General features: G+C 64.4%; 8 protein-coding genes. 4 read left to right on the top strand and 4 right to left on the bottom strand.

Going from position 1 to position 12,307, the window contains the following annotated elements:
• The 3 genes from GEV06_12885 to GEV06_12875 all read right to left on the bottom strand — a co-directional run.
• Positions 1-459: helix-turn-helix domain-containing protein (locus tag GEV06_12885; GenBank protein MPZ18791.1), on the bottom strand; the 459-nt coding region annotated here is incomplete at its 3' end.
• Positions 460-636: 177 nt separating this feature from the next.
• On the bottom strand, positions 637-2,316 hold the full coding sequence (locus tag GEV06_12880) for an acido-empty-quinoprotein group A (GenBank protein MPZ18790.1): 1,680 nt from the start codon (positions 2,314-2,316) through the stop codon (positions 637-639).
• Entirely contained in the window at positions 2,313-3,332 is a 1,020-nt protein-coding gene (locus tag GEV06_12875; protein ID MPZ18789.1) for a c-type cytochrome, read from the bottom strand. The genes GEV06_12880 and GEV06_12875 overlap by 4 nt, the downstream gene beginning before the upstream one ends.
• Before the next feature lie 141 nt (positions 3,333-3,473).
• Between GEV06_12875 and GEV06_12870 the strand changes: the two genes are divergently transcribed.
• Positions 3,474-3,806 (top strand): PadR family transcriptional regulator, encoded by a 333-nt coding sequence (locus tag GEV06_12870; GenBank protein MPZ18788.1) that lies wholly within the window; start codon positions 3,474-3,476, stop codon positions 3,804-3,806.
• Positions 3,807-3,886: 80 nt separating this feature from the next.
• Here GEV06_12870 and GEV06_12865 read toward each other — a convergent pair whose 3' ends face one another.
• Entirely contained in the window at positions 3,887-4,699 is an 813-nt protein-coding gene (locus GEV06_12865; protein ID MPZ18787.1) for a TonB-dependent receptor plug domain-containing protein, read from the bottom strand.
• Between the two features lie 245 nt (positions 4,700-4,944).
• Here GEV06_12865 and GEV06_12860 point away from each other — a divergent pair, with 245 nt between their 5' ends.
• From GEV06_12860 to GEV06_12850, 3 genes are read left to right on the top strand one after another with little or no spacing between them, the layout of a single operon-like run.
• Positions 4,945-8,379 (top strand): TonB-dependent receptor plug domain-containing protein, encoded by a 3,435-nt coding sequence (locus GEV06_12860; protein MPZ18786.1) that lies wholly within the window; start codon positions 4,945-4,947, stop codon positions 8,377-8,379.
• 29 nt (positions 8,380-8,408) lie between these two features.
• Entirely contained in the window at positions 8,409-9,968 is a 1,560-nt protein-coding gene (locus tag GEV06_12855; protein MPZ18785.1) for a sulfatase-like hydrolase/transferase, read from the top strand.
• On the top strand, positions 9,965-12,307 hold the full coding sequence (locus GEV06_12850; protein ID MPZ18784.1) for a hypothetical protein: 2,343 nt from the start codon (positions 9,965-9,967) through the stop codon (positions 12,305-12,307). The genes GEV06_12855 and GEV06_12850 overlap by 4 nt, the downstream gene beginning before the upstream one ends.

Raw genomic sequence — 12,307 nt, 5'->3', positions numbered from 1 at the left:
AAACACGAACTCCTGGACGGGCATTTCTGGGGTGGCAGTGGGGGGCGTCGGATTCATGAGCTGACCCACCCGCACACCGCGCAGGTTCTCGGTAACTGTCTGCTGCTGGCGCGTCGCCTCCGCACGCTCGTGAACGAGGCCGTAGACCATCTTTGGCGCGAGCCGATACGATCCGTCCGCGTTGCGCAGGAGATAGCTGCGACTCTGGAGCGTGGCCAGCACTCGGAAGAGCGACGACTCCGGGAAGCCACTCATGATGGCGATCTCGGAGAGGCTGAGCGCGGTGTCGGCGTCGGGGAAACATTCCAGCACGGTAAGCGCGCGCCCGATCGCCTTGGAGTAGTATTCGCCCCCGACAGTCTCGGTGTCGAGACCGGAAGGTCGCACCTTGGGACGCCGCCTGCGCACGACCGCCGTTGCCGTCGCGGCCGTGCTCTGCTTGGGCCGCTTGCTATGCATCAGGGCAACCAACGACGCGCATGCACGGAACGCTACAGGGATTCGGCACCGAAGTAAAGCGTTAAAGCGGCAATTATGAAAATTAACTCAGACAATTTTGACTGCTCGGTGATCTGCACGGCGCGTCCGCGTCGCCCGCCGGCCATGGCCGAGATTGCGTGAGGCGATCAGGGCCGCTCATCGGTAGATCGCGAACGCGTACAGGGTATCGCTCGCAGCCACCAGTACGTGTTGTCGTCCGTCGAGCATGTACGTGGTCGGGGCGTTCGAGACGTTGCCGATGCGCGAGTGCCACAGCGGCTTTCCGGTCTCGGCGTCATACGCCACGATGTTGCCGCCCGCGTCGCCCGAGAACACGAGCTTGCCGGCCGTCGTGAGGAGCCCACCACCGCCGCCACCGGACTCGCCCGGATAGGGGCGACGCCAGGCAACCTTACCGGTCGTTGGATGGATCGCCGTGAGGAAGTTGCCGGCCGATCCCACCCGCACTTCCTCTTTTCCGCCGAGCCCCATGGATCCCCGCGGATCGGGATCGGTCAGATAGAAGATCGCGTACGCATTCTTCTCTGCCACATAGAACAGGCCAGTGTCGGGCGAATACGCTGGCGGCTCCCAGTTGATCGTCCCACCCGACGGGGGCGACACGAGCGCGCCAGGTACGAGCGGATCCTTGTCGGGATTGCGGCGTAGCGAGCCACTCGCGTCGATGCGCTTGACCCAGTTGGTCGCGGAGCCGTACTTGGTCACGACGACCTTCTTTCCGGTGACGCGGTCGAGCGTGAAGAAATAGCCGTTTCGTGCGGCGGTTGACACGAGCTTGCGCGGCTTGCCGTCAACGACGGCGTCGATGAGGATTGGCGTTTGCGCGGAATCCCAGTCGTGCATGTCGTGCGGCGAGGTTTGGAAGTACCACGCCATCTTGCCCGTGTCGACATGTACGGCAATCAGCGAGCAGGAGAACAGATTGTCGCCTTCGCCCCGCCCCAGGGTGTAGGCCGGAATCGGGTTGCCCGTTCCGAAGATATAGAGCCTCGTCTCAGGATCGTAGACGCCCGGGAGCCACGGGTGGGCGCCGCCGTGCTGCGCCGCCTCGAGGCTCGGCCAGGTGTCGAGCCCGACATCGCCCTCCTTCATCGGTACTGTGTACAGTCGCCACTGGACTTCACCCGTGACCGGATCGTACGACTGCAGGTAACCCGGCGAGTCGAGGTCATTGCCCGTCCCGACCATCACATGGTTGTCGACGATGATGGGCGCCGACGTGGAGAAGTACTGCTGGTTGAAGTCCGCGGCGACCTTGTTCCAGCGCTCCTTCCCCGTCTTCGCGTCGAGCGAGATCAGATAGTTGTCGGGCGTGACCATGTAGAGGTAGTCGTTCCACATGCCGACGCCGCGGTTGGCGATAGGGGTGCTGCCCTTCGTTCGCCAGAAGTAATGCCAGCGCTCGCGCCCGTCGCGCGCGTCGAGCGCCCAGGCATTGTCGGGTGACGTGACATAGAGCGTGCCGTCCACCATCAGCGGCGTTCCCTTGACATTGGCTGGCACCGCCGGCAGGTCCGGCGGCCCTTCGCCGCCGATGATGACCGGTGCCCCACCGCCGCGGCCGAACCGGCCTCCGCCCTCGCCGGAGCCGGACGAGAGCCGTGCCACCCAGGCGAGCGACAGGTTCTTGACAGTGGTTCTATCGATCTCCGTCAGCGAGCTGTAGCGCTTGCCGGAATAGTCTCCTGAGTAAGTCGGCCACGACTCACCCAATGGTTTCGGCAGCTCGGACGGCCGAACGCCCTGTCCCTGGCCTGCGAGCGCGATGGGGAGGATCATCAACGAGATCGTAAGCAGCAGTCTCTTCAGTGTCATTTCAAGCTCGCGAGGTACGCCGTCACGTCGTGCATGTTCTTGTTCGTGTAGACCGCCAGCAGCGCTCGGTGGGCGTCCAGCGGATCGCTGATCGCGATCTTTGGAACATCGCCACTCCGGCGGAAGGTACGCTGGTGGCCATCGGCACGCGCAATGGTGATCAGGAAATCATCGATCCGCACGAGCTCCCCTTCGACCTGCTCGCCCGACGGCATCGTGATCGTGGCCGTCACGACCGCCCGGTCCGAGTCCTCCGAACCGGCCTCACCCGTGCCGGCGACGCCGCCGGAGACCCACAGGTTCTGCAGCGTCTTGGCATCGCTAATCCTCGTCCCGATACCTCGGAGGTCGCCGGTCGGCGAATGGCAACTGGCGCAGCGCGCGGCGAAGAGCTCCGCGCCAGCCTTCGCGTCGCCCACGAGCACGTTCAGGGGGACCGTCTCGCCTGGGGGCGGCCCGCCCTGGTTGCTGCCCTTCGCCTGCAAATCGTGGAGGAACGTCGCGACCGCTTTGATGTCGTCGGCGCTCATCGGGATCGGAGGCATCTGCGTGCCTGGGCGGCCGTTCTGAACGACCGGTTGAATCAGCTCGCCATCCTTGTCGTTCAAAACCAGCTGCGACCGAAGCAGGTTGACGCCGCCAAGCTGCCCGCCTCGCGCGTCCGCGCCATGACAGGCGGCGCACGCCCCGGCGTAGAGTGCCTTTCCACGCGCCACTATCGCCGGGTCCGCAGGCGGGCGCTGGTGCGCGGGGAACCGGGGGCGACGGCGGCGATCCGCGGCGCCCTGTGGCGTCGTTGCCGCCGGTGCCTGTCCGCCGTGCTCACCCTGCGACGGAGTCTGTACGGCTTGGGCCGGCTGAGGCGGCTTGGCTGGCGTCTGCGTCGGCTGCGCCTCTGTGGCCGGGGCCTGTGTGGCCGGCGCTTGTGTGGCCGGGGGCTGGGCCAGCACCTTGATGGACACCGAGATTGCGAGGCCTGCGATTGCCGCGGCCAGCACACCGTTCCCTACCCGCATACGTTTCGTCCTCTCATCTGCGAACCGCCGCGATCATCGGTCGAACTGGCAACGGGCGCAAGGCAGCTTCTCCTATTGACATTCGATAGGGCTATTTGGCAGACTCACGCTCGTACAGATCGTCGATAGTGGAAGTGGGCGATGCCATCCCACGAACGAGCCACACTGCTCCAAGGTACGCTGGACCTCTTGATCCTCAAGGCGCTCGCAGCCGGCGAGCTGCACGGTCTGGGTGTCTCGCGCCGCATCGCGCAGATCACGGACGGCACCTTCGTCGTGCAGCCCGGATCGCTGTTCCCGGCGCTGCATCGCCTCGAAGAAGCCGGTTGGCTCACGTCGACCTGGCAGCCGTCCGAGAACAATCGGCGCGCGAAGTACTATACGCTGACCCGTGCCGGGCGGCGGCAGTTGGGCGAAGAGACAGCCCAGTGGAACCGAGTCGCCTTCGCCATCGCGCGCGCGCTCGAATCGTAGCTCGAAAGCTCTGATGGCGGCGATGATCCGGCACGCTCCGCACGCGCGCCAGCGAGGCACGCGGACCGTTCCGGAGGCTCTCAGCCAATGCCGCCGTCGTTCCGAGGTGCTGGCGCTGAGCCGGTTGCTGGATTGTACTGAGGATTCGCTGGATCGATAGGGTTCGTGTCCGGGGTCTGGCGCGGCGTCTCTGCGCTCCTTACCCACGCCGTATAATCGGAGGCCCTGAAGTTGACCTTGACGCTCGGTGTGTGGAAGGTCTCACCGAACGGAGAATTGCCGAGATCGCCCTCCGGGAGCGCCAGCAGGCGCGCGGCTTCCGGATCGATCACCACCGGTCGTGGCGCCTTCAGCGGGTTGTATTCGTAGTTGGCAAAGAAGAAGAGGCGGTCGCGCTGAATGGGGCCACCCAAATTCCCATCCACCATCCACCATTCCTGATCCGGCTTCGTCTCTGCGAGGGGCGGGCGGGCGGCCCAGGCGTTGGGCCGGAGTAGCCCTATGGCCGAGCCGTGCAGCTGGTTCGAGCCCGATCGCGAGACGACATTGATCACGCCGCCGGCGGCGCGACCGAATTCGGCCGAGTAAGTGCCGGTGAGCACCTGCATCTCCTGCACGTTCTCCGGTGTCGTGATGACCAGCCGAATCTGGCGGTCCGTGCGCCGCTGTGAATTGTCCAGGCCATCCATCGACCAGGACATGCGGTTGTGGCCGCCGACGAGGAACTGCGTGGTGCCAAAGCCAGTGCTGGGAACGCCCTTCACGCCCGGGCCGATGAGGTGGAAGTTGTAGACGTTCCGCGACGTGATCGGCAATGTCTGCACCGCCTTCTCGTTGAGGACCTCGCCCGAGGCGCCCTGACCGGACAGCACCATCCCAGCGTCGGCCGTCACGGTAACGGTCTCCGTCGTCGCGCCCACCGCCAGCGTGAACGCGCCCTACCGTCGTGGTAGGGTCGCCTCGCCGAGGCGTCCGTGTCGGGTTCTCGATGGTTCTGGCTACCAGAATGCGTGCCGGTTGCGGAGCGCGCCGGCCTTTCGATCCACTATCATGGCGCTTCGAACGTAGCCACGCCGCCGACGCCTTCACCAAGGTTGAGGTTTGATGGCAAGGCGGAAGCTACGCGCTAGGAGACGTCATGACCATCCTTAGAGTGCTCGGACTACCACTACTACTCCTCCTTCCCGTCCCCATCGCTGCGCAGGAATTCCGGGCCACTATCGTTGGACGCGTCACGGACTCGTCTGGCGGCGTCATGCCGGGCGTCACGGTGACCGCCACGAACGTCGAGACCAGTGTCGCGACGGTTGCCATCAGCAATGAGTCGGGTGACTACATCATCCCCGCCTTGACGCCAGGCCTCTACCGAGTGGAGGCAGCGCTCGACGGGTTTCGGACGTACGTGCAGGAAGGCATTCGGTTGGAGATCCAAGCACGACCGACGATCGACATCGAGCTCGCGCCGGGGACGGTGACCGAAGACCTGACGGTCCGTGCCACGCCGCTGCTCGAGACCAGCAACGCCTCGCGGGGCGAGGTAATCACCGGCCGCGCCGTGAGCGATATGCCGCTCATCGGGCGCAACGTCCTCACGTTGGGTGCACTCGTGCCCGGCGTGCAGTTCACGCAACGGACCCAGGCGGGCACGTTCATGCGCACGAGCGCCCGATTCGACGGCATCAGCATTTCCGGTGGACAGGGGCGGTTCAACGAAGTGCTGCTCGACGGCGTTCCGAACACCGGCAGCGACGGCCTGACCCATTTCGTGCCTCCGGTGGACGCCACTCAAGAGTTCAAGGTCCAGACCAACAGCTTCGACGCCGAGTTCGGCCGCTTCACGGGCGGCGTCATCAACGCCACGACCAAGTCTGGAACCAATCAGCTCAGCGGCTCGCTCTACGAGTTCCACCGCAACTCCGCGCTGAATGCAACGGACTTCTTCGCCGATGACAAGCCCCAGTTCACCTACAACCTCTTCGGCGGCTCGCTCGGCGGTCCAGTCACCGTGCCTGGTCTCTACGAGGGACGCGGCCGGACCTTTTTCTTCGCGAGCTATGAAGGATCGCGTGAAGGTGTGTCCAGGGCATTCCTCTCGACCGTGCCAACGGAGCGGGAACGCCAGGGCGACTTCTCCGAAACGTTCGTCGAGCTGCCCAACGGCGAGGCTGCACCGGTCGTCGTCTACGACCCCGCTACCACACGGCAGGCCGGCGACACCTGGCTACGTGATCCGTTCCCGGGCAACCGCATCCCGCTCGAGAGGATGGATCCGGTCGCACGCGAGCTGATCAACCTATATCCGCAGCCCAACGCGCCCGGGGATCCAATCACCGGGGCCAACAACTATCGTCTCTCGTTCAAGGATCCCGTTCCGATCGACGGGTACGTGTTCCGGATTGATCACCGGCTCAACGATCGACATCAGTCTTCCGTGCGATATTCGCGGCGACACTTCCAGGTGAACGCTCAGGGCCCTTTCCAGAACGACGTGACCGGCACGCTGCGCGATTTCTACTCACCCGGCATATCGCTGGATCACACCTACACCGTGAACAAGACGATGTTCATGAACGCGCGGTACGGGTTCTCGCGGTTCACCGATGTTTCGGTGGCGGACTCGGTCGGCTCCGACCTGCTCGGCCTCGGCTTCCCCGCGTCGTTGGTCGATGCGCTTCCCGTGCAGGCCCTGCCGACAGTCGACATCGATGGGCTGACCCGCTTGAGCGACGTCAACAACAACAAGCGGAATTGGAACCGCGAAGCGGTTCATACGGCGCGTGGAAGCCTCACGAAGCTCTGGGGCCACCACACCTGGCGGCTCGGTGGCGAGGCGCGGATCATGATGTCGGAAAGCGATAATCGCGGCGGCGCAGGCGCCGGCTCGTACAGCTTCGATCAGGTCTTCACGCGCGGGCCCAATCCGCAGGCGGCCACTCAAATGGGCGGGCATCCGCTCGCGTCGTTTCTGCTGGGGCTTGGCTCCGGCGGCGAGGTCGCCAACAACGTGCTGGTCGACGAGCGCGCGCCGTACTATGCGTTCTACGCCCAGGACGACTGGCGGGTAACCTCGAAGCTCACGGTCAACCTCGGCCTGCGGTACGAGTGGGAAGGCGCATATACCTCCGCAACGAACGCGCTCAATCGTGGCTTCGCCTTCGACAGCGCCAGCCCGCTCGAGGCTGACGCACGCGCCGCGTACGCCGCCAATCCGATACCAGAGCTGCCGTTGGATCAGTTCCGCGTGCAGGGTGGATTGTCGTTCGCAGGTGTCGATGGTCACCCGCGTGGGCTCACCAACCTGGATCGCAATAACATCTCCCCGCGCGTCGGCTTCGCCTACGGCCTGACCCCTCGTACGGTGATCAGGGGCGGCTACGGACTGTTCTACGGCCCCACGACGCTGCTTGGCGAGACGAGGCACGGGTTTAGCGTCAGCACGCCATGGGTCACCAGCTTCGACGGCATGCTGACGCCGTCAACCACGCTCAGCAACCCGTTTCCAAACGGCCTCCAGCAATCGAGCGGCGCCGATCTCGGCTTGATGACGAATGTCGGCGACAGCGTCAGCTTCGTCAATCCTGACCGGACGAACCCTTACACGCATCAGTATCAGGTCAGCGTCCAACGCGAGCTGCCCTGGGAGACCTTGGTCGACGTGGCCTACACGGGCTCGCTCGGACGATCGCTCCCGGTCACGCGGGAGCTCAACGCCATTCCGGAACCGGTCCGCGCCCACGCACGGGAGGTCTTCGTGGGGACCGGCCGCAACATCCTGAACGATTCGGTGCCAAACCCTTTCGATGGGCTCATCACGTCGGGACCGTTGAGCGGTGCCACCACCACACGCGGACAGCTCCTTCGTCCCTATCCTCAATTCACGTCGGTGGAGATGTTCGATGACAGCATCGGCACCAGCCGCTACGACGCCTTTCAATTGAAGGTCTCGAGGCGATTCTCGGAGGCCTTCAGCCTGCTCGCCGCCTACACGGCATCGCGCCACACCGAGCGGACACGGTTCCTCAACGATACCGATCTCGAGCCGATCGAGGAGGCCAGCGCCTTCGACGTCCCACACCTCTTGACGGTGAGCACCACGTGGGAGCTGCCGTTCGGTCCAGGCCGCCGGTTCCTCGGCGACGCGAGCGGGCTCGCCGGCAAGATCTTGGAAGGCTATCAGCTCAACGTGATCTACTCGGCGGGGTCCGGGATCCCGCTGAACTTCTCCGGCGCGGAGCTCGTGGGTGATCCGAGCCTGCCGGCCAGCGACCGGACGATCGAGCGCTACTTCGATACAGGCGCGTTCCGTCAGCGTGAAACGCTGGAGCTCGTCGGGCTGGCTCGGACGACCGACGTCCGCGCGCCTGGCAAGAACAACGTCGATCTCTCGTTGTTCAAGACGACGTCAATTACCGCTGGTGTGCAGTTGCAGATCCGCGTGGAAGCCTTCAATGCCTTCAACCACCCGGAATTCTTGGAGCCAAACAGCTCCTTCGGCAACCCGAACTTCGGCCGCATCACGGCGCTCAATACCTTCACACGGCAGATCCAGTTCGGCGCCCGGCTGATCTGGTAAGCGCACGGTGGGCTCCTGTGTCACTCCTCATGAAGTCTCTCTGCGTCTGCCTCGTGCTCGTCTCCCTCGCGGTTGGCGCGCCGAGGACGCCGGACCGACAGGTATCTCGGCCGAACATTCTGTTCATCCTCGCAGACGATCACGCGTATCAAGCCATGTCGGCCTACGGCTCGCGGATCAACCACACGCCTCACCTCGACCGCCTCGCGCGCGAAGGGATGCTGTTTCGCAATGCACTGGTGACCAACTCGATCTGCGCGCCCAGTCGCGCCGTCATCCTGACGGGCAAGTACAGCCATCTCAACGGCGTGCTCGACAATCGCACGCCGTTCGATGGCTCGCAGCAGACGATGCCAAAGCTGCTGCAGAAGGCCGGCTACCAAACGGCCCTCGTCGGCAAGTGGCACCTCCAAAGCGATCCCACAGGCTTTGATTACTGGGAGGTGCTGCCGGGGCAGGGCGATTACTACAACCCCGATTTTCTGACCTCAAACGGCCGCACGCAGCATGAAGGCTACGTCACCGACATCACGACCGACCTCGCGCTCGACTGGCTCCAGAAGAAGCGGGACGCGAACAAGCCATTCCTGTTGATGTACCAACACAAAGCCCCGCATCGGAACTGGATGCCCGGTCCCAAGCACCTGACGCGCTATGACGGCATGACGATTCCAGAGCCAGACAACCTGTTCGACGACTACAGCGGCCGCGCCAGTCCCGCGCGCAATTCACAGATGGAGATAGATCGCCACATGACCTTCGGATTCGATCTGAAGATCATGCCCGACAAGGGAGACCGCCTCTACCAGGCGTACATGGACAGCTACGGGAGACTGACACCCGAGCAGAAGCGGGTGTGGGATGCCATCTACGAGCCCAAGAACACAGCGTTCCAGGAGGCGAGCCTCATCGGCCGGGATCTCGTTCGCTGGAAGTATCAGCGCTACATCAAGGACTATCTGCGCACGGTCGATTCGCTTGACGACAACGTCGGGCGCGTGCTGCGCTGGCTGGACGCGACGGGGCTCGCCGACAACACCATTGTCGTCTACACCTCCGATCAGGGCTTCTATATCGGCGAGCACGGCTGGTTCGACAAGCGCTGGATGTACGAGGAATCGCTCAAGACGCCATTGCTCGTGCGCTGGCCCGGCTTCGTCCAGGCCGGCTCGGAGAGCCACGCCATGGTCTCCAACATCGACATCCCGGAGACGCTGCTGGAAATCGCCGGGGCTGCTGTTCCGGACGATATGCAGGGCCGCAGCCTGGTCCCGATTCTCGAGACCGGTGACGCGCCGTCCGACTGGCGGCGGACGTTCTACTACCACTACTACGAGAACGAGCCCACGGGCGCTGGTGGCGTTGTGCGGCACTACGGCGTTCGGACCGAGCGCCACAAGTTGATCCACTACTACGAGGACAACGAATGGGAGCTGTTCGACCTCGCGGCCGATCCCATGGAGATGCACAGCCGCTACGCCGACCCCGCGTACGAGGACGTGCAAGACGAGCTGCTGGCAGCGCTGAAGAGCCTGCGAGAAGAGCTGAAGGTTCCAGAGAAGGACCCGTATCCAGAAGTTAGCCGATGAAGAGACACAAGATGTTCAAGGACGAGGGCCCCGGCGTTCCGCGCAGAACCTTCTTCGCCAGCGTTCCCGGCGCGGGCGTTGCGCTGGGGGCGCTCAGTCGGCTGTGGTCCGTGCAGCAGCCGGACCCGCCCACGATACGCCTATCCAACGGCCACCTGGAGCTGGCATTCGATGGCAGAAACGGGCGACTGCTGCGCCTGTTTGACGAGGCCACGAAGCAGGACTTCGTCGCTGGGGCGACCCAGGGCGGTGATGTCTGGGCGCTGAACATCGCCGCCGCTGACGAGCAGGAGACTATCGCGCCCGCGCGGGCTAGCGCGTTCCGCTCGGAGCAGTCGGAGGAACACAGTGTCACGTTGATCTGGGAAGACTTCGACTTGAAGGCGGCACCCGATCTCCGTGTGGAGGTATCGGTCAGCTTGGAACCAGATACGCCGATGAGCCGGTGGAACATCAGCCTGGAGAACGTCGGCGATCTGGCGCTTGACAGGGTCCGCTTCCCTCGCGTGGTCGGCATCCCGGACCTCGGCAACGAACGACTCGCGGTGCCGCAGTGGATGGGACAGTTGGCGAAGAATCCGCGACGACTCGGTATCCGAGAGGGCGGGGGCCGGCAGAGGTGGGAGTGGGCCTACCCCGGCGCGCTCTCGCTACAGTGCCTGGCGCTCTATGGGCACGACGGGCCCGGGCTCTACACCGCGTGTGACGATACCGCCGCGTTCTGGAAGACGTTTGCGTTCTGGGCCGATGACGCCGGCATGATGAACTACGAGATGAGCAACGCGCCGGGCCAAGCGGAGGTCGGCTCCGGTCGCTACGCCCTGCCCTATGGTGCGCTCATCGGCACCTTCGCCGGCGACTGGGTCACGGCGGCAGAACGCTATCGCGCCTGGGGCATCGAGCAGGCGTGGTGTCGTGAGAGCCGACTGGCTCGAGGGCTCGTCCCGACATCTGCGCTCGAGACTGGGCTGTGGGAGTGGAACCGAGGCAGGTCCGCTGGCGTCCTCGGTCCTGCGGCGCTCCTCCGCTCGAAGCTGGGGCTTCCCGTCCGCGTCTTCTGGCACTGGTGGCACGGTTGCGCCTACGATCACGGGTTTCCAGAGTACCTGCCGCCGCGCGAGGGGGCGGGACCTTTCCGGCGTGCCCTCGCAAAGGCACACGAGGTGGGCCTGCGTGCAATCGTGTACATGAACCAGCGCCTCTGGTGCTCACCGGCGCCCAGTTGGAAGGCGGAGAACGCGGAACGGTTTGCCGTGCGCGACCGCGATGGCGAGCTCCTGTCCGAGGTCTACAACACCTTCACCAAGGCTCAGTGCCAGACCATGTGCATGGCGACCAGCTTTTGGCGAGACAAGTATGCAGGGCTCGCGGAGGCGGCCGTTCAGGAATACGACGTCGACGGCGTGTACATGGATCAGGCGTGTTCCAGCGTGCTCTGCTACAGCCAGGACCACGGGCATCCTCCGGGTGGCGGTAACTACTGGCTTCCGGGGTTCGCCAAGCTGACGAGCGACATCCGCACGCGTGCAAAGGGTGCGCGTGACCTGATTCTGGCTGGCGAGGGTTGCGGAGAAGCGTGGCTGCCTCACTTGGATCTGTTCCTCACGCTGCAGGTGAGCCGCGAGCGGTACCTGGAGCCGGGCGGCGACTGGGAGGTCATTCCGTTCTTCCAAGCCGTGTACCACGACTACGGCGTCAGCTTCGGAAACTACTCTTCGCTCACGGCGCCGCCCTACGACGATCTGTGGCCGGCCGAAACCGCTCCGAACGACGCCCTGCAGTTGCTCGATGCACGGTACAACGGTCAGTTTCTCCTCGAGCAGGCGCGCGCGTTCGTCTGGGGGCTGCAGCCCATGATCGCCAACTTCCTCCCGTCGCAGCTCGAGGAGCGCGGCGAACAGATCGCGTACCTGCTCCGACTGGCGCGTCTTCGGAATCAAGGGCTCAAGTATCTTTTGTACGGCAGCTTCCTCCGCCCACCCCGAACCGACGTCCCTGAGGTGAAGACGGATCTTCTCCGGCTTTCAATCTATGCGGGCCAGGACAGCGCAGCGAACGCCTGGCACAATTCCTTCCCCGCAGTACAGTGCGGCGCCTGGCTCGCAAAGGACGGAGACGTTGGAGTGGCCGTCGCCAACATCACCGACAAACCGGTACCCATGCGCTTCACGCTGACGGCGACCGAGCAGCGCCTGCCAGAGAGCGGGCGCATCAATCGGATCGGGGAGGAGGGCCGCGAGGAGATCGGGCAGTTTCAGAATGGCCGCGCCTCGGTGAACATCGAGCTGCCACCGCTGGGCGCGTACATCCTCGATTTCACCAAGACCACAATTGAATAG

Source organism: Luteitalea sp. (assembly GCA_009377605.1).
In the GTDB taxonomy this organism is placed as follows: Bacteria; Acidobacteriota; Vicinamibacteria; order Vicinamibacterales; family Vicinamibacteraceae; genus WHTT01.
This window is presented reverse-complemented; position numbering and strand designations above follow the sequence as displayed.